Raw genomic sequence first — 18,006 nt, 5'->3', positions numbered from 1 at the left:
CGAGGCACAGCCGCTGGAAGGACGCCGATGGAACCGAACCCGGCCCCCCGCATCACCATCCGCTACTGCACGCAGTGCCAGTGGCTCCTGCGCTCCGCCTGGCTCGCGCAGGAACTCCTGCAGACCTTCGGGCCGGATCTCGGCGAAGTGGCCCTCCTGCCCGGCACCGGCGGGGCGTTCGAGATCGCCTACGACGGCGAGACGATCTGGGAGCGCAAGGCCGACGGCGGCTTTCCCGAAGCCAAGGTGCTGAAGCAGCGCGTGCGCGACCGACTCGACCCGGAGCGCAGCCTCGGGCACAGCGACCGCTGACACGAAAAAAGGGCCACCGCGCGGGAGACGCGCGGCGGCCCTTCTCGATCAGCCGAGCGATGCTCAGTTGGCGTAGTAGATGACCTTGCGGTCGGCCTTGGAGACGATCACCGGCTGGTTGTTCGAGGTGTAGAAATACTCGTAGTCCGGGTTCGACGGCACCGGCACGAGCGTCACGGAGCCGGGGATGACCGACCCTTGCGTGATCTCGCCCTCGACCACGACCGGCTGGGTCGGGTTGGCGACGACGTACTGGCGCACTTCGTCCGGCGCGGAGGCCGCACCGCCGATCGCAAGACCCGCGACGCCGCCGATCGCAGCGCCCACCGGGCCGCCGACGAGCGCACCGGCCACCGCGCCGGTGCCGGCGCCGGCCAGCGTGCCGGCCGCCTGCTCGCCTTCGCTCTTCGGCTCGGTGGTGGTCACGACGGTGGTCTGGGCGAGGACCGGACCGGCCAGCAGGCCAAGGGCAGCGGTAGCGAGAATGAAACGACGCATGGTTGTGTGTCCTTGAAAGAACGTCCCTGTGGCCGCCTTAACAACCTGGGCGTCCATCCGTTCCATCCCGCACCGACGCCTATTTGCCCTCGCCGACGATGATCCGCACCTTGTCGGGATAGAAGGCGAGATAGCCGGCGATCTCGCGCGCCGCGGGCTTGGGATCCTCGTAAGACCAGACGGCGTCGGTCTCGCCGTAGCCGCCCGCCGAGATCGACCAGTAGCGCGCCTCGCCCTTGTGCGGGCAGGTCGTGCGTTTGTCGGAATCGTCGAAATAGGCCATCTCGACATGCTCGCGCGGGATGTAGAGAACAGGCTCGCGGTTGCCCTCGTAGAGCCGCACCGCCTCGGTGGTCGAGGCGATGACGGTGTCGTGGAAGGTGACGTTCACGGGCTGCGGCTCGCGCTCGACGCGCAGGGTGGGCTGGGAGACGGCGGACATGGCTTTCCTCCTCGAGGGCCGGTATGACTGGTTCCGAGCAATCCGGCGGCCTGCCGTCCGGTTCCCTGTTCGACGCCCCGGAGACGTATGCTGCACGGCCCCTCGACCGAAGACGCGCGCCAGCGCCTTGTCCTGGCCCTCGGCCGCGTGGCGGACGGCGAACGCGACGCGCTGCGCACCGTCTACGATCTCACGAGCGCGAAGCTATTCGGCGTCACGCTGCGTATCTTGAACGACGAGGCGGAAGCCGAGGACGTCCTCCAGGACGTCTTCGTCACCGTCTGGAACCGGGCCTCCGGCTTCGACCCCGCGCGCGCCAGCCCGATCACCTGGCTGTGCACGCTGGCACGCAACCGGGCGATCGACCGCCTGCGGGCGCTCCGGCACCATCGCGCGGGAACCGATCTCGAGGCCGCCGACGAGGTGGCGGACGAGGCGCCCGACGCCTTGTCGCAGCTCGAAGCCGACGGCGAGGCGCGGCGCCTAGCCGGCTGCCTCGATGGGCTGGAGCCGCGCGCGGCGCAGGCGATCCGGGCCGCCTTCTTCGGGGGGCGGACCTACGAGGACCTGGCGCAGGGAGCGGGCGTACCGCTCGGAACGATGAAGAGCGTGATCCGGCGGGGCCTGATCCGGTTGAAGGGATGCCTGGAAGAATGAGCGCGGGCAACGAACGGGATGGCGGCGACGAGGCCCTGGCCGGCGAGTATGCGCTCGGCCTCCTGGCGCCGGCCGAGCGCCGCGCCTTCGAGCGGCGGCTGCGCATCGACCCGGCGCTCTCGCGCGAGACCGGGCTCTGGGAGGAGCGGCTCCAGCCGCTTCTCGGCGAGACACCGGCGGTGTCGCCGCCCGCGCGTCTCTGGCAGGCGATCGAAGCCGAACTCGGGCCTGCGGCGACGAGGCGCGACGTTCGGGATGCGTCGCCCGGTCGCGCGCCGTCCGCTCAGGCCCTTAGGTCGCCCCGCTCCGGCGGGCGTCGCGTGTCGGCCGTCTGGCAGTGGCTGGCGATCGGCTCCATGGCGCTCGCCGCCGCGAGCCTTGCCGGACTTGCGCTCGACCTCCGTCCCGCCGCCGCCCCGATGATGGCGTCGATCGCCGCCAACGGCGGGGCGCCGCTCTTCGTGGCCGTGGTGGATCCGGACGGCGGCCACGCCACGCTGATGCCCGTCTCGCTGCAGGCGCAGGAGGGGCGGGTGCCGGAACTCTGGCTGGTGCCGGCCGGCGGCACCCCGATCTCGCTCGGCCTCGTCGATCCCTCGGCGCCGCTGCGGGTCGACCTGCGCGCGCGCACCGGCGTCGGCATGGGAATGATGCGCACGCCGGGCGCGGCGCTCGCCGTGTCGATGGAGCCGGAGGGCGGCTCGCCCACCGGCCAGCCCACCGGGCCCGTGGTGGGGCACGGCATGCTGCGCGCCGTCTGAGGCGCGGGATGCGGCCGGAGGAGCCGAGAATGCCGGAAACGTCGGCGCACAGCCAGGCCTGGCCGGCCGCGACGGTACGGTTTCGGGCCGGTCGGTTCGAGGCGGCCATGCGCGACCTGCCGGCGGAGGTCGCGGTCGCAGTCTCCGTCAACGGCTCGACCCATGCCGTGATGATGGCGACGCCCGCCGACCTTCCCGATCTCGCGCTCGGCCTTGCCCTGAACGAGGGCATCGCGGCGAACCCGGCCGAAATCGAGCGGCTCGACGTCGAGGCAACCGAGGTCGGGATCGACTGCCGGTTGTGGCTCACCCCGGAGCGCGCGGCCGGCTATGTTGCCCGCAAGCGTCAGATGACCGGGCCGGTGGGCTGCGGCCTTTGCGGCGTCGAAAGCCTGGAACTCGCGGCCCGCGCCCTGCCGACGGTGGCCGGGCGACTGGCGATCGGGCCGGAGGTGATAGTCGCGGCGATGGACGCCATGGGGGACGAGCAGCGCCTTGGCCGGCGCACGCGGGCGGCTCATGCTGCAGCCTTCGCCACCGCGAACGGCGAACTCGTCGTGGTGCGCGAGGACGTCGGCCGGCACAACGCGCTCGACAAGGTCGCGGGGCACCTCGCCTCCGCGGGCATCGACCCCGCGGGTGGGTTCCTGGTGCTCACCAGCCGGGTCTCGGTGGAACTGATCCAGAAGGCGGCGATGATGGGCTGCGGCCTGCTCGCTGCCGTATCGGTGCCGACGCTGCTGGCGGTCGGCGAGGCCGAACGGGCCGGCGTCACGCTCGTTGCCGTGGTGCGCGGTGAGGAGTTCGAGGTGTTCACCCATCCCGGCCGGATCGAGGGTGCGGGCGCCCTTTCGGCGGCCGGCTAGGCAGGATTTCGAGCGCTGTCAGGCGCTTCAGTCGCGGCGGACCCCCGAGACGAACAGCATGCCGGAATAGCCGCTGCGGATCTCGCGATCGACGAGCCCGATCGTCTCGCACTGGAGGTCGCGCACCGCTGGCTCCAGCACGGCGCGCACGCGCTCGGGCGACACGTCGAGGATCGGGAACGGGCGCCCGGCCACCTCGTAGTCCGAGGAGCCGACGAGGAAGGCGCCGACCACCGTGCCGCCGGGACGCACGCAGCCGGCAAAGCGCGCGCAGGCGCGGTCGAACTCGGCCTCGTCGCCGGTGATCGATTCGGCGCAGAAGAACATGGTGGCGAGATCCCACCCTGCTTCCGGCAGGTCGTAGACCGAGCCCTGGCGGATCGTGGTGCGCGCCTCGAGCTTACGGAGCGGATCGGCGGGAAGCGCGACGTCGCCCCCGACGGAGGCTTCCACCACGCGCCAGAAGTGGCTCCACTGGGGCCGAAGCTGCGATGCGCGCAGTTCGGCCTCGAGCCACGCGACGTTGCTTGCCGAGAATTCCCAGGCCGTCAGGCGGCTCGCGCGCGGCAGGGCGCACAGCAGCGGAAAGAGGTTCGGACCGGTGCCGATGTCGATCGTCTCGAGCGCCCGGCCCGCCGGCTCGGCACGGGCGATGGCCCGGCTCACCAGCCCGACCAGCACCTCGTCGTCGACATGCGGCTCGCCGTAATAGTGCTGGAAGTAGCTCTCGGAATCGAACTGATCCCAGCTGTAGGCGCCGTTCGCTCTCGTCATCGCCGCGGTTCCCCAAACGCTGAGCCCGCTCTTGCCACGAACGGCCGACGACCGAAAGGCCGGAGGCCCTCGAGCGAACGACGCCTTTCGGGTTCAGACCACCCGCGCCGCCTCCGGTCCGTCGTCTAGACGCCGCTGGACGTCGGCGTTGAACGAGGCGACGAAGCCGGCAAGGCCCGGCGCCGGCAGCGGCTTGGCGAAGAGGTAGCCCTGCAGGAGGTCGCAGCCGAGCGCCGCCATGGTCCGGCGTTCCTCCTCGGTCTCGACGCCCTCCGCCACGATGCGGCTGCCGAGCGCGTGGCCCATCTCGACGATCGCGGCGACGATCGTGTGGGCGGCCATCTGCTGCGACGTACCGCTGACGAAGGAGCGGTCGATCTTGATGAGGTCGAAGGACAGGTCGAGGAGGTAGCGCAGGCTGGAATAGCCCGTGCCGAAATCGTCGAGCGCGATGCGAAAGCCGGCGCGGCGCAGGCGCTTCAGCGTGTCGGCGGTCTGCGTGTTGACGTTGAGCAGCAGGCTTTCCGTCACCTCGAGGATGATGCGGCGCGGATCGACGCCGTCGGCATCGGTGAGGGTCAGGAGCGTGTCGGTCAGGTTGCGATGGCGGAACTGCAGCGGCGACAGGTTGATCGCGATCGACAGGTCGGGCCAGTCGCGCGCCTGCCGCACGGCGCGGCGCAGGACGAAATCGCCGAGCTCCGGCATCAGGCCACCCTCTTCGGCGATCGGCACGAACACCGAGGGGGGCACTGTTCCGAGCTCGGGATGATGCCAGCGCAGGAGCGCCTCCGCCTCCTCGATTCGGCCGGTCCGCGCGTCGACCAGCGGCTGGTAGTAGAGTTCGAGGCTCTCGGTGCGGATCGCCTCGCGCAAGCTGGTCTCGATGCGGTGGCGCTCGGACAGATCCTTCGCCATCGAGCCGTCGAACGTCACGGCGCGGTTGCGACCCTGGCGCTTGGCCTCGTAGAGCGCGATGTCGGCGTGGCGTGTCAGATCGTCGAGCGTCGTGCCGTGCTGGGGCAGCGACGCCATGCCGACCGAGGACGTGATGGTCACCGCAAGGTCCTCGACCTGCAGCGGCGTCGCGAGCGCCTCGGCGATCAGGGCGCCGATGTCGTTGCGCTCCACCGCATGGCCGCTTTCTACCATCGCGAATTCGTCGCCGCCGATGCGCGCGAGAAAGATGTCCTGCGGCAGGGTCCGCCGCAGCCGCGCGCCGAACTCGCGGATCAGGATGTCGCCCTTGTGGTGGCCGAGCGTGTCGTTGATGTCCTTGAAGCGGTCGATGTCGATATAGCCGATGCGAAGGCGACCGGACGAGGCGAGCGCGTCCTCCACCCTGTGACCGGCCTCGTCGTGGAAGGCCGACCGGTTGGGCAGGGACGAGAGGTCGTCGTGGCGGGCGTCGTGACGGGCCTTTTCCTCGCGCACGGCCAGCGCGTCGGTCGCGACCTCGATGCGCGTCAGCATGCGGCCAGCCATGACGCCGCCGATGATCGACAGGATCGCGGCGAGTGGCAGGATGACCGAGAGGATCGGCTGGCCGGGGGCCGCCGTCTTCCATGTCAGATATCCCGCGGTGTGGCCCTCGTCCGTGACGAAAGGCTCGGAGGCGGTGAGCGGTCCTTCGCCGATCTCCGGGGTCAGCCGCAGGTCGGAGATCAGGAGCGAGCGTCCGACCTGCTCGAGCACCTCCGGGGTGATCCTGACGATGCTGACGAGAAGATACGGCCGGTCCATGACGAGCGACATGTCGACGTTCGGGCCGATCGTGATCGCTGTGACGATCGAGGGCTGGTCGTCGATCATCATCACGGCACTGAACCAGTTGGCCGTGGTGCGCACGCCGCCGAGCTTCTGATAGGCGGCCTGTCGATCGAGGAAGAGGTCGGGGCGTCGGCTGGAGAAGGATCGCTCGCCCCGCCGGACGCCGTCGAGGACGGGCTTCAGTCTGGCGAGGCGCGAGGACACCTCGGCCGGCGACGGCGCTTCGGTCTCCGAAGCGTCGCGCCGATGCGTGTAGACCGGGCGGTTCATGCCGTCGACGATGTAGACTTCGTCCTGCTGGTAGGTCTCCGTCAGGAACAGACCGAAGTTGGAGGCGGTGAACTCCGCGTCGTAATCCATGGCGACCTTGCGCACCGCGTCGTCCCACCAGGCGACGCTGCGCTGCTGGTCGAGGACACCGGCGATGGTCTGGTCGAGCGCATTGTCGATGCGCCGGCGCTCCGCCTCGACCTCGTTGTGGTTGGCCGACCAGCCGAGCCAGGCCGTCAGCCCGACGAGGGCGACGCCGAGCGCGAAGATCAGGATGCGGATCGCGATCGCCGTCGATCGCGCATGGGACTGAGGAAGAGCCATCCTGTTTTGCATGGCCGACCCGGCTCCGGAGCCAAAGGCACGGCAGAAACGCCGCTTGAACGACGACTCTATCAAGCGTGTCTTGCGAAAGACTTCACCTTTCCTGTTGCAATTTGCCGAGACGAAGCGTCGGATCGGTCGTTCGCCTCGTCGGGGAAGCGGCATGGGTCTGGATCTGGCGGCATGCGCATTCGAACCCTGGGTCGCCGACTTCGTGACGGCCAGCAACCGGCTGTCGGGAATCGGGCGAGCTGCGACAGCCAGTGAGATCGCCGCCCATCGCGGTTTCTTCGCACGCCGGCGGGTGGGGGCCGGCAACGTCGTTCTCCTCCGGGCGCACCTCAGCGGACCGGACGGGCGATCGGCGGTCGAGGAGCGTCCCGACGCCTCGACGCTTTGCGGCATCGACGAACTTCTCGCTGCCGACCTGTCGCCCTGGCAGCTCTATGCGGCGTTCCGCGACCTCGCCCCGTTCATGCACGCCAACGGACGCTGCGCGCGCGCCCTTTGGATGAGCCGCCGCCTCGCGGAGGGCGCCCTGCCGCAGGTGGAACGGCTGCCGCCGGAATGGGCGAGGGAGCCTCGATCCTGGCGCCGCGCCGCGAGCGCGCTTCGCGCGCGCCGAAACTAGTTGAGCGGAGTGCCCGACACGCCGTCGTAGCGCACCCAGACGTTCGGCTCCTCGTAGAGGCCGACGCCGCGCACCAGATCGATCTGGAGCGGCACGAGCCCGCCCTCGATCTCGAACGGGCCGGAGGTCTCGAAGCGGCGGCCGGCCCAGGCCTCCCAGAAGGCCACCGGCTGCTCTACCACCATCGAACGGTCGCAGACGCCGACGAGGCGCGCGCCCTGGTGAAGATGGCTGCGCAGCCAAGGGTCGAAGCAACGGCCTTGCGGGTCCTGCCAGCCGACATAGTCCTGCATGCGCACGCTCGGGTGGCCAAACTTGCGGGACGGCCGCACCGGGGCGATCAGGGAGGAGAAGCCCTGGCGCTCGCACAGCGTCTTCAGCTCGCCGATCATGCGCTGTGCGTGGCCCGCGCCGCGATGGCGCGGCGGCACGGAGATCGCGAGCGCCCCGAGCGTATTGGGCACCGGCGCGTCGTCGCGCGCGCCTTCCTCGACCAGCCAGTCCCAGCCCCTCGCCGGCAGCGCCGCGCCGTCCCAGGCGATCGGCGTGCAGTTGGCGAGCGCCACCATCTCGCCCGTCGCGTCGTCGACGAGGCAGAGCTGGAGATCGGCGAAACGGGTCAGGATCGTGTCGTAGTGCCGATGATGGGCATCGGTGAAATTGAGATATCCGAGATGCCCCCAGACCTCGTCCTCGAGCCGGCAGGCGGCTTCGGCCACGGCGGCGCTTTCGCTGCGGGGTCGGATACTGAATGACTCGGGCATGGGGTGAGGGAGCATCCGAATGATTTGTCTAACAAACCATTAACGACCTTCCATAAACGGACAATCGTGGCCCTTAGCCGTCACGCAAACTTGTTCGGCGGGTGCGGTGAACGGGCATCACTCCGGGGCTCCGCGCGTCTCGCGAAAAATTTCGGCACCCCCACCTGATGCCCTTTTGCCACAGGCGGAAGCGTCCCATATCTCCTCGCAGCGGCCGGCCTTCGGGCGGCCGACTCCACGCTTTTTCGCGCGCATGCCGTTTGCCGGGTGACGCGCGAGACAAGGAGACGACGAATGGACATGGAAAAATACACCGACCGGGTTCGCGGCTTAATCCAGGCCGCCCAGACCGCGGCGATGGCGCGCGACCACCAGCAGTTCGTGCCTGAGCACCTTCTGAAGGTGCTGGTGGACGATTCGGAGGGGCTTGCCTCCGGCCTCATCGAGCGCGCCGGCGGCCGGCCGAAGGACGTGCGCCTCGGCGTCGAGGCGGCGCTGGACGCGCTGCCGAAGGTGTCCGGGGGCAACGGGCAGATCTATCTCGCCGCTCCGACCGCCAAGGTCTTCGCGACCGCCGAGGAGATCGCCAAGAAGGCGGGCGACAGCTACGTCACCGCCGAGCGGCTGCTGCTCGCCCTCGCGCTGGAGAAGAGCGCCAAGACGTCGGAGATTCTCGCCAAGGCCGGCGTCACCCCGCAGGGCCTCAACACGGCGATCGAGAGCTTGCGCAAGGGCCGCACGGCCGACACGGCGTCGGCCGAACAGGGCTATGACGCGCTCAAGAAATATGCCCGCGACCTCACCAAGGACGCGCGCGAGGGCAAGCTCGACCCGGTGATCGGGCGTGACGACGAAATCCGCCGCACGATCCAGGTCCTGTCCCGCCGTACCAAGAACAACCCGGTGCTGATCGGCGAGCCGGGCGTCGGCAAGACCGCGATCGCGGAAGGCCTGGCGCTGCGCCTCGTCAACGGCGACGTGCCCGAATCCCTGCGCGACAAGCAGCTGATGGCGCTCGACATGGGCGCGCTGATCGCGGGTGCGAAGTATCGCGGCGAGTTCGAGGAGCGGCTGAAGGCCGTCCTGTCGGAGGTGACGTCCGCCGATGGCGGCATCATCCTCTTCATCGACGAGATGCACACGCTGGTCGGTGCCGGCAAGGCGGACGGGGCGATGGACGCCTCCAACCTTCTGAAGCCCGCGCTCGCCCGCGGCGAACTGCACTGCGTCGGCGCGACGACGCTCGACGAGTACCGCAAGCATGTCGAGAAGGACCCGGCGCTTGCCCGCCGCTTCCAGCCGGTCTTCGTGTCGGAGCCGACGGTCGAGGACACGATCTCGATCCTGCGCGGCCTGAAGGAGAAGTACGAGCAGCACCACAAGGTGCGCATCTCGGACTCGGCGCTCGTGGCCGCCGCGCAGCTGTCGAACCGCTACATCACCGACCGCTTCCTGCCCGACAAGGCGATCGACCTCGTGGACGAGGGCGCCGCGCGCCTGCGCATGGCGGTGGACTCCAAGCCCGAGGCCCTCGACGAGATCGACCGGCGCGTCGTGCAGCTGAAGATCGAGCGCGAGGCCCTGAAGAAGGAACACGATGACGGGGCGCGCTCGCGCCTCGAACGTCTGGAGGCCGAGCTTGCCAACCTCGAGGAGGAGAGCGACCGGCTCACCACCTCCTGGCAGGCCGAGAAGTCGAAGCTGGGCTTAGCCGCCGATCTCAAGCGGCGGCTCGACGAGGCGCGCAACGATCTGGCGATCGCGCAGCGCCGCGGCGAGTTCCAGCGCGCGGGCGAGCTCGCCTATGGCGAGATCCCGCAGCTGGAGCGTGAGCTCGCAGAGGCGGAAGGCTCCGATGGCAAGGCGTCGATGGTCGAGGAGACCGTGACGGCCGACCATGTCGCACAGGTCGTCTCGCGCTGGACCGGCATTCCGGTCGACCGGATGATGCAGGGCGAGCGCGAGAAGCTCTTGTCGATGGAGGACGCGCTGGCCAAGCGCGTCGTCGGCCAGGGCGAGGCGGTGCAGGCCGTCAGCCGTGCCGTCCGCCGCGCCCGCGCCGGGCTCCAGGACCCGAACCGGCCGATCGGCTCGTTCATCTTCCTCGGGCCCACCGGCGTCGGCAAGACGGAGCTGACCAAGGCGCTTGCGCGCTTCCTCTTTGACGAGGAGACCGCGATGGTGCGCATCGACATGTCGGAGTTCATGGAGAAGCACTCCGTGGCCCGGCTGATCGGCGCCCCTCCGGGCTATGTCGGCTACGAAGAGGGCGGCGTCCTCACCGAGGCGGTGCGGCGGCGGCCCTACCAGGTGATCCTCTTCGACGAGATCGAGAAGGCCCACCCCGACGTCTTCAACGTCCTCCTCCAGGTGCTCGACGACGGGCGTCTGACGGACGGGCAGGGGCGCACGGTCGACTTCCGCAACACGCTGATTGTGATGACCTCGAACCTTGGCTCGGAGTACCTGACGGCGCTCCGCGACGACGAGGATGTCGCCAGCGCCAGGCCGCAGGTGATGGACGTCGTGCGCTCGGCCTTCCGGCCGGAGTTCCTCAACCGCGTCGACGAGATCATCCTGTTCCACCGCCTGAAGCGGACGGAGATGGGGGCGATCGTCGACATCCAGATGGGCCGCCTCGAGAAGCTTCTCGAGGAGCGCAAGATCGTCTTGGAGCTCGACGAGAGCGGGCGCGAGTGGCTCGCCGACAAGGGCTACGATCCGGCCTACGGCGCGCGTCCCCTGAAGCGGGTGATCCAGCGCGAGGTGCAGGATCCGCTCGCCGAGAAGATACTTCTCGGCGAGGTGAAGGACGAGGACCGGGTGAAGATCTCGTCCGGCACCGACCGGCTCAACTTCTACGTCGTCGGTTCGAAGGCCGGCACGGCGGGAGACCGGGTCGCGGCCTGACGGCCCGACGATCGGAAACGAGAAAGGGGGCGGCCCGCCGAGCCGCCCCCTTTTTTGCCTGCGGGTCGCCGCTCAGTAGTAGGCGACACCGTAATAGTCGTTGATGCGCCGGCCATAGTCGGCATCGACCCAGTTCGGGCGCTCGGCCGCGCCGAAGCGGGGCGCGTCCTTCAACTGGTCGATGGTGATGCCGACGACGTAGCCGCCCTGGCGCTCGTCGTATTTCAGCACCTCCCAGGGCAGGGGGTGGTATTCCTCGCCGATGCCGAGGAAACCGCCGAACGACATGATGGCGTATTTGACGCGCCCGTCGCGCTTGCCGATCACGATGTCGTAGATGTGGCCGAGATTGTCGCCGTCGGTGTTGTAGACGCGCGTGCCGTTGACGCGGCTCGCCTCGATGGCGTCGGCCCCGACCTCGATCTCGGACGTGGCGCCGGTTCCCAGAGTGGAGGACATCGTACCTTCTCCCTTCGGTTGCTCGTGACCGGGGAAACGGCAAGCGCCGCGGCGTGTTCCGAAAAAGGCTGGGTGCGGGACGGTTGCGACGTTGTTAACGCCCGGTTCATTTGCGCTTCGTTAACCATCTTCGGACCAGCATTGCGCCCTATTTGCCTGTCAGGCGTTCGCCGTCCGGGCGTCGCCCGCAAGGCTTGAGCGAAGGAGGCAGGGGACATGGCAAAGGGTGCGGTGGGGGCGGTGGCCCTCGTTCTGGCCAGCCTGTCGGCCGGCGTCCTTCCGGCCGCCGCGCAAGGCTACGACCCGGCCTACGAGGACTACGGTCCCGGCACGGAAAGCTTTCGCGACGAGTTCGGCAACATTGTCACGGTGGATTCCTACGGCCGGGTGATCGCGGTGGAGCGGCCGGGCGACCGGCGGCAGCGGCGGGGGCAGCGCGGCAACGCGCCCTCCGGGCCGGTGGTGCTGGAAGGCCGGGTCGGCGAAGTGCCGCCGGCCGACTATGGCTATGGCGCGCCGCAGAACCCCTACGACGACTACGACACCTATGGCGATGCGCCGGTCGAGAGTCAGCCGCTGCCACCGCCGGGCGCCTGGGATCAGGCCGGACTGCCCGACCAGGGCACCACCGGTTCGATCGCGCCGGGTGAAGGCGCGGCCGCCTATCCGAATTCCGGTCCCCGCCTCGAAGGCCAGACCATGATCGAATCGAACCCGGCGCCGAAGGTCGCCGGGCCGACCGGCAAGAACGCCAAGATCGAGATCGCGGCGCTGCAGGTGCTCCTCGACCGCGCCGGCGCCTCGCCGGGCGTGATCGACGGGCGCATGGGCGGCAATGTCGACAAGGCGGTCGCCGCTTATGCCGAGATGACCGGCCGTTCGATCGACGCGACCAACGCCCAGTCGCTGATGGAAGAACTGATGGCGACCGGCGGTCCCGCCGTCGTCACCTACGAGATCACCAACGAGGATGTTGGCGGCCCCTATGTCGCGGCGATCCCCGAGGACTACGCCCACAAGGCGATGCTGCCGGCGATGAGCTACGAGCGCGTCACCGAAATGCTCGCCGAGCGCTTCCACATGGACGAGGGCTACCTCAAGGAGATCAACCCCGGCGCCGACTTCACCCGTCCGGGCACGCAGATCAAGGTCATGGCGACCGGCGAGAACGTGACCGGTCAGGAGGTCGCCAAGATCATCGCCGACAAGGGGCGCGAGCAGGTGCGCGCCTACGATGCGAGCGGGCGGCTCGTCGCCGCCTACCCGTCCTCGATCGGCTCGACCTCGACGCCCTCGCCCTCCGGTACGGTGGAGGTCGCCCGTATCGCCTTCGATCCGAACTACACCTACAATCCGAAGATCAACTTCAAGCAGGGCGCCAACGACAAGGTGCTGACCATCCCGCCCGGCCCCAACGGGCCTGTGGGCACGATCTGGATCGCGCTGTCGAAGCCGACCTACGGCATCCACGGCACGCCCGAGCCCTCGAAGATCGGCAAGACCAACAGCCACGGCTGCGTGCGACTGACCAACTGGGACGCAGCCGAACTCGCCAAGCTGGTGAAGCCGGGCGTCACCGTCGAGTTCGTGGACTGACAACGGCATGAAGCGGGGGCCGCGGATGGCAGACCGGTTGATCTTCCAGCTGGCGATGCTGGGCTTCCTTGCCGCCGCACCCGCCGCGGCGCAGACCGTGCCCGTGCCGACCGAAGCACCTGGCGAGCGGCCGGCCGCAGCCGACGTGGCGCCGGGCGCGCCGTCGAACCCGGCGAGCGAAGCCGCGACCCCCGATCCCGCAAGCGTGCCAGTCCCGGAGGAGCGCCCGGCACCGCCCGAGGCGCCGGCCGCCGCTGCGGCGGCACCTGCCGATGCCGCGCCCGCAGCGCCGGCCGAGCCCGAGGCCCCACCCACTGCGCCGCCAGCGCCCGCGCGTGATGCGCCGCAGCCCGCCTACGTGTCTCCCGAGAAGGCCCGCACCGAGCCCGAGCCCGGCGCGCCGGACGTGCCGCCGATGGCCGTGACGCCGGCCGAAACCGTCGAGGCCGCGGCGGCCGTCGAGGATGCCATCCAGTGCGAGGGCGAACTCAAGGCGCGCGGCGCCGATTTCACCGTGGGCGAGACGATCGCCGAGGGCGACTGCGGCGTGCTGCGCCCGGTGTCGGTGAAGACGCTCTCCAACGGCACGAGCGTCGAGCCCGGCACGGTGATGTTGTGCCGGACGGCGCTGGCGCTCGACGTCTGGGTGTCGGAAGGGGTGGCGCCCGCCGCCAAGGCCGAGTTCAAGGGGGCGAAGGTCAAGGCACTGACGCAGGCCTCCACCTATGTCTGCCGCGCACGGGCGAGCGAACAGAAGATCTCGGAGCATTCGCGCGGCAGCGCCATCGACATCGCGGGCTTCGAGCTCTCCGACGGCACGACGCAGCCGGTGGAGGCGAAGGAGGCGGGAACGCCGGCCGACCGGTTCGCGGCCGCGGTGCGCCGGGCCGCCTGCGGGCCGTTCCGCACGGTTCTCGGACCCGGCACCGACAGCGATCACGGCACCCATCTTCACCTCGACATCGCGGCCCGCAACGGCGACGCCACCTATTGCCGCTGACCCCGTTCGGCAGACACGCAATTCCTCGGACGTTTTGCCGGCCGAGCCCCCGTCGCGTCTTTCCTCCGCAGGGCTTGCGACTATAGTCCGCCCGCGCCGCCGGCTCCGGCGGCCGAGAGGAGGATTCATGCCCTATACCGCCGACGACCAACGCTATGCCCGCGTCAACTTCCGCCGCTGCGGCCGCTCCGGGCTCGACCTGCCCGCCATCTCGCTCGGCCTCTGGCAGAACTTCGGCGGCACCGACGTGTTCGAGACGGGCCGGGCGATCCTGCGCCGGGCCTTCGACCGCGGCGTCACCCACTTCGATCTCGCCAACAATTACGGGCCGCCTCCGGGCTCCGCCGAGGAGAACTTCGGCCGCTGGATGGACCTCGACTTCCGCCCCTATCGCGACGAGCTGGTGATCTCGACCAAGGCGGGCTGGGACATGTGGCCAGGCCCCTACGGCAACTTCGGTTCGCGCAAGTATCTCGTCGCTTCGCTCGACCAGGGCCTGAAGCGCATGGGGCTCGACTATGTCGACATCTTCTACCACCACCGGCCCGACCCGAAGACGCCGCTGGAGGAGACGATGGGCGCGCTCGATGCGATCGTGCGCTCGGGCAAGGCGCTCTATGTCGGCGTGTCCTCCTACGGTCCGGACCGCACGCGCGAAGCCCATGCCATGCTGAAGGCCATGGGCACGCCGATGCTGATCCACCAGCCGTCCTACTCGATGCTGAACCGCTGGGTGGAGGAGGAACTCCTCGACACGCTGACCACGCTCGGCGTCGGCTGCATCGCCTTCTCGCCGCTGGCGCAGGGTCTCCTGACCGACAAGTATCTTGGCGGGGTGCCGGAAGGGTCGCGTGCGGCAAAGGCGAAGTCCTTCTCGCCCGATCTCGTCAACGATGAGAACGTCGCGCGCATCCGCGCTCTCAACGAGATCGCCAAGGCGCGCGGCCAGTCGCTGGCGCAGATGGCGATCGCCTGGGTGCTCCGGAACCCGGCCGTCACCTCGGCGCTGATCGGCGCACGCACGGTGGCGCAGCTCGACTCCTCGCTGGATGCCCTCGACAATCTCGAGTTCTCGGGTGAGGAACTCGCCGCCATCGACCGCTCGGCCACCGAAGGCGGTATCGACCTGTGGCGCTCGCAGTCGTCGATCGGTCGCCAGCCGGCCTGACGCCCGAAGAGAGGAGGGCGGGCCGAAGCGGCTCGCCCTTCTTCGGATCTAGTGCGCGGCGACGCGCATCTCGTCGACGCTGTCCTTCAAGAGGTTGTCGATCCGCTCGCGCTCGCGCTGGAAGGCGACGAGCTGATCGCCGGAAAGCTGCCGGCCCGACGGGAGACGGATGCGCATCGGGTCGACGCGCGTGCCGTTGACGGTGACCTCGTAATGCAGGTGGTTGCCGGTCGACAGGCCCGTCGAGCCGATATAGCCGATGATCTGCCCCTGGCGGACGCGCGCGCCCTTCACGACGCCGCCGGCGATCTTGCTCTGGTGCGAATAGGACGTCTCGTAGCCGTTGGCATGGCGGATGATGGTCTGCTGGCCGAAGCCCGTCGACCAGCCCGCCTGCTCCACGATGCCGGAGCCGGACGCGAGGATGGGGGTGCCGCGCGGCGCCGCCCAGTCGACGCCCCAGTGCATGCGGGCGTAGCCGAGAACGGGATGGCGGCGCGAGCCGAAGGGCGAGGTGAACCGGCCCTTGGGCACCGGGTTGCGCAGGAGGAACTGCTTCGCGCTGCGCCCGTCGTCGTCGTAGTAGTCGGTCTGGTCGTCGTCGGAGGTGAAGAAGCGGTAGTAGCGCTTGGTGGTGTCGCCGAACTTCGCTTCGACGAAGAGGATCTGCGAGTCGGCGCTCGCCTCCTCCTCGCCTTCCTTCAAAGAATAGAGAAGTGTGAGCCGATCGGTCGGATCGAGCCGCGCCTGAAAGTCGACGTCCGACGAGAGGATTTTCAATAGCTTGCGGCAGAGGCGGTCGTCGAGCCCGTAGGCGAGGGCCGCCTGGTAGATGCCGTCGTAGACGGTCGGCATGTTCTGGCGCAGCGGCGCCTCTGTAGCGTTCTCGTCGAAGGCTTGGGCGACGGAGCGGCTGAGCGCGGGCTCCGGTCCTTCCTCGAACGAGCCGTCGTCGGCGAGCGCCACGGTCGCCAGATGCTGTTCGCCCCGATAGGCCGACAGGCGCACGATCCGCGATCCCTCGCCGGACGGCTCGAGACCCAGACGCAGCACCTCGCCGGCGTCGAGCGCGCTGCGCCCGAGAAGCGCCGAAAGGCGCGAAGCGGCGGCCTCGCCGTCCTCGTGCCCGTTCTCGGCGAGAGCGCCGGAAATCTCGAGCGTTTCGCGGAACGGCACGATCTCCTCGAAATATCGGGAGACCCGTTCCTGTCGCTCCTCGGCGGGCGACATCGATACGTTCTCGGCCGTCACGCGCGCGGCCGAGCCGGGCACATATTCCGACGCGTCCGTAAGCGAACCGCCGAAGCGGGAGGTGTCGAAGGCCTGATAGGCGGCGACCTGGACCGGCGCGGAGGCGAGCCGCGGCACGGCCTCGCGCACGAGAAGCTCAGCCTCGCGCGTCCCGATATCGGGCGCGTCGTCATAGGTCGCGCCGTCGAACTCGAACGGCTCGACGGCGAGATCGACGTCGCCCTCGACCTTGGCATCGTAAATCTGTCCGGTCTCGGGGGCCTGCGCGGGTTCCGGCTCGTCGTCGTCGCTGCCGATGACGTTCATGGCATCGAAGGCGGGATAGGAGACAGTGGTCGGATGGCGCGCGCCCAAAAGCATCGAGGCGTAGGCGAAGGGGAGGGAGCGGATGACCTCGCGATCGCCCTCGCGCATCAATGTCGGCACCTCGATGGTCGAGCGGTTGCGGTCGATCGGGATCGGGGTCGCGAACACCCGTTCACCGCGCTCGACGATATCGGTCTGAGGCGCGGCGATCTCGCCGACGACCGCCGGGTAGACCAGCATGCGGCGACCATCGTGGGCGGCCGAGAGCGCGATGCCCATCATCGCGCTCGACGTCAGGCCGGTCAGAAGGGTGCCGGCGAGCCAGCGGGCCGAGACCTGGCGGCGGTCCGGCTTGCGACGGACGTCGGCGACGAGCGCAGGCTGGTTCCCGAAGTTCGGCTTGGCGTATCGCTCGTGATTCATTCCGGTCTCATGCTGGTCCGCCTTCCCCTGGCCTCAACAAAGCGGCCGAAAAGCGAAGGCGACGCGCAAGGGGCATCCCCGGACCGTCCTCTGTTGCGGGGCGGCCACAGGGACGATCGTTGCCGGAGATAGAGAGGCGGCGATCAGGAGATGTCAACCAATTGGCCAGTTCAGCTCCTGGGGAAGCTGGGGACGGACACTTCGCCTCCGGCCGAATACACAGACTGAAAGCCTCCCGAGGCCGCGGCTGCCGGAAACCAGAAGCCGCGCCTTCGACATCCTGGTCGCGCCTCCATTCAGAGTGTCGCTTCCGGATAGGTCTATCGAGCACCCAATCGCTTCGAGCGCTTGGACCCGCGCCTCGCGGTACCGTTTGCATATCGTTGTCGTGACACTGGTCTGACGGTTTTGCGCGGTGGCAAGCTGCTGCAATTGCTGGCGATCTGCATTTTCTTCGCGATTTCCCGCATTTCCCTGTTGACCTTCCTGCGTATCTCCCCCTATAAGCCGCTCATCGACGACGGCGGTGGCGCCGGGGCGGACGGGTTGGACGGCTGAGGCGGTCTGGTTGGTTTGCCGGGAAGTTGGGTTAGCGGTTGTGTTCTTCCGGGATATCTGGGAGGGGATGGCTGGCTGGCTCGGTTTTGCGCCTCTTGTGAGTGTCGGACGAGTTTTTTCGAGTTTGCTTCTGGCATGCTTGAAGGGTGGCTGGCCAGGTTGGTCACCCGAGCGGCGGACTTTTGTGGTTTGCCGGGTTCTTTGAGAATTGAAGAGAGAACGGAAGAAAGAGAGACGTGGACGGCGGTGTTGGTCGAGGACGGCTT

The 18,006-nt window shown here is 68.9% G+C and carries 17 protein-coding genes; 10 read left to right on the top strand and 7 right to left on the bottom strand.

Annotated features, from left to right (window positions below; all coding sequences use genetic code 11):
- The first annotated feature begins 27 nt into the window (after window positions 1–27).
- On the top strand, window positions 28–312 hold the full coding sequence (locus BM175_RS18695; protein ID WP_090965766.1) for an Rdx family protein: 285 nt from the start codon (window positions 28–30) through the stop codon (window positions 310–312).
- 63 nt (window positions 313–375) lie between these two features.
- On the opposite strand, the gene BM175_RS18690 is transcribed toward BM175_RS18695, so the two are convergent.
- Both BM175_RS18690 and BM175_RS18685 read right to left on the bottom strand, forming a co-directional pair.
- A complete protein-coding gene (locus BM175_RS18690) occupies window positions 376–810 on the bottom strand; it encodes a DUF1236 domain-containing protein (RefSeq protein WP_090965764.1) in 435 nt (144 codons plus the stop codon).
- A 79-nt stretch (window positions 811–889) separates the two neighbouring features.
- Window positions 890–1,252: a DUF427 domain-containing protein gene (locus tag BM175_RS18685; protein ID WP_090965762.1), complete on the bottom strand. Its 363-nt coding sequence runs from the start codon at window positions 1,250–1,252 to the stop codon at window positions 890–892.
- 87 nt (window positions 1,253–1,339) lie between these two features.
- Between BM175_RS18685 and BM175_RS18680 the strand changes: the two genes are divergently transcribed.
- The 3 genes from BM175_RS18680 to fdhD are packed head-to-tail and all read left to right on the top strand — an operon-like array spanning window position 1,340 to window position 3,536.
- Window positions 1,340–1,909: a sigma-70 family RNA polymerase sigma factor gene (locus BM175_RS18680; RefSeq protein ID WP_175526918.1), complete on the top strand. Its 570-nt coding sequence runs from the start codon at window positions 1,340–1,342 to the stop codon at window positions 1,907–1,909.
- The gene (locus BM175_RS18675) at window positions 1,906–2,670 is read left to right on the top strand and encodes an anti-sigma factor (RefSeq protein WP_175526917.1); all 765 of its coding nucleotides are present in this window, start codon (window positions 1,906–1,908) and stop codon (window positions 2,668–2,670) included. Before BM175_RS18680 ends, BM175_RS18675 begins: the two co-directional genes overlap by 4 nt.
- Window positions 2,671–2,699: 29 nt before the next feature.
- Window positions 2,700–3,536, top strand: a complete 837-nt coding sequence (gene fdhD, locus BM175_RS18670; RefSeq protein ID WP_090965756.1) for a formate dehydrogenase accessory sulfurtransferase FdhD — start codon at window positions 2,700–2,702, stop codon at window positions 3,534–3,536.
- Between the two features lie 27 nt (window positions 3,537–3,563).
- On the opposite strand, the gene BM175_RS18665 is transcribed toward fdhD, so the two are convergent.
- Window positions 3,564–4,310 (bottom strand): class I SAM-dependent methyltransferase, encoded by a 747-nt coding sequence (locus BM175_RS18665; protein WP_090965754.1) that lies wholly within the window; start codon window positions 4,308–4,310, stop codon window positions 3,564–3,566.
- Window positions 4,311–4,403: 93 nt separating this feature from the next.
- On the bottom strand, window positions 4,404–6,674 hold the full coding sequence (locus BM175_RS18660) for a putative bifunctional diguanylate cyclase/phosphodiesterase (RefSeq protein ID WP_175526916.1): 2,271 nt from the start codon (window positions 6,672–6,674) through the stop codon (window positions 4,404–4,406).
- A 163-nt stretch (window positions 6,675–6,837) separates the two neighbouring features.
- Between BM175_RS18660 and BM175_RS22815 the strand changes: the two genes are divergently transcribed.
- Window positions 6,838–7,305: a hypothetical protein gene (locus BM175_RS22815; protein ID WP_175526915.1), complete on the top strand. Its 468-nt coding sequence runs from the start codon at window positions 6,838–6,840 to the stop codon at window positions 7,303–7,305.
- Here BM175_RS22815 and BM175_RS18655 read toward each other — a convergent pair.
- Window positions 7,302–8,024, bottom strand: coding sequence for a transferase (locus BM175_RS18655; protein ID WP_244546075.1), 723 nt, complete (start codon window positions 8,022–8,024; stop codon window positions 7,302–7,304). The two genes, BM175_RS22815 and BM175_RS18655, sit on opposite strands and share 4 nt — an antisense overlap.
- 339 nt (window positions 8,025–8,363) lie before the next feature.
- Here BM175_RS18655 and clpB point away from each other — a divergent pair, with 339 nt between their 5' ends.
- Window positions 8,364–10,979 carry an ATP-dependent chaperone ClpB gene (gene clpB / locus BM175_RS18650; RefSeq protein WP_090965748.1) on the top strand — a complete coding sequence of 872 codons (2,616 nt, stop codon included), beginning with the start codon at window positions 8,364–8,366 and terminating at the stop codon, window positions 10,977–10,979.
- 72 nt (window positions 10,980–11,051) lie between these two features.
- Here clpB and BM175_RS18645 read toward each other — a convergent pair whose 3' ends face one another.
- On the bottom strand, window positions 11,052–11,438 hold the full coding sequence (locus tag BM175_RS18645) for a PRC-barrel domain-containing protein (protein WP_175526914.1): 387 nt from the start codon (window positions 11,436–11,438) through the stop codon (window positions 11,052–11,054).
- A gap of 216 nt (window positions 11,439–11,654) precedes the next feature.
- On the opposite strand from BM175_RS18645, the gene BM175_RS18640 reads away from it, so the two are divergent.
- From BM175_RS18640 to mgrA, 3 genes are all read left to right on the top strand, one after another.
- Window positions 11,655–13,034 carry a L,D-transpeptidase family protein gene (locus tag BM175_RS18640; protein ID WP_090965746.1) on the top strand — a complete coding sequence of 460 codons (1,380 nt, stop codon included), beginning with the start codon at window positions 11,655–11,657 and terminating at the stop codon, window positions 13,032–13,034.
- A gap of 25 nt (window positions 13,035–13,059) precedes the next feature.
- Window positions 13,060–14,034, top strand: a complete 975-nt coding sequence (locus BM175_RS18635) for an extensin-like domain-containing protein (RefSeq protein WP_139224703.1) — start codon at window positions 13,060–13,062, stop codon at window positions 14,032–14,034.
- A gap of 127 nt (window positions 14,035–14,161) precedes the next feature.
- Window positions 14,162–15,202, top strand: a complete 1,041-nt coding sequence (mgrA, locus tag BM175_RS18630; RefSeq protein WP_090965743.1) for an L-glyceraldehyde 3-phosphate reductase — start codon at window positions 14,162–14,164, stop codon at window positions 15,200–15,202.
- Window positions 15,203–15,250: 48 nt separating this feature from the next.
- On the opposite strand, the gene BM175_RS18625 is transcribed toward mgrA, so the two are convergent.
- On the bottom strand, window positions 15,251–17,182 hold the full coding sequence (locus BM175_RS18625; protein ID WP_090965741.1) for a M23 family metallopeptidase: 1,932 nt from the start codon (window positions 17,180–17,182) through the stop codon (window positions 15,251–15,253).
- Window positions 17,183–17,530: 348 nt separating this feature from the next.
- Between BM175_RS18625 and BM175_RS22460 the strand changes: the two genes are divergently transcribed.
- Window positions 17,531–17,740 (top strand): hypothetical protein, encoded by a 210-nt coding sequence (locus BM175_RS22460; RefSeq protein ID WP_139224702.1) that lies wholly within the window; start codon window positions 17,531–17,533, stop codon window positions 17,738–17,740.
- The last annotated feature ends 266 nt before the right edge of the window (window positions 17,741–18,006 follow it).

It is taken from the genome of Aureimonas phyllosphaerae (genome assembly GCF_900113065.1).
GTDB lineage: Bacteria > Pseudomonadota > Alphaproteobacteria > Rhizobiales > Rhizobiaceae > Aureimonas > Aureimonas phyllosphaerae.
This window is presented reverse-complemented; position numbering and strand designations above follow the sequence as displayed.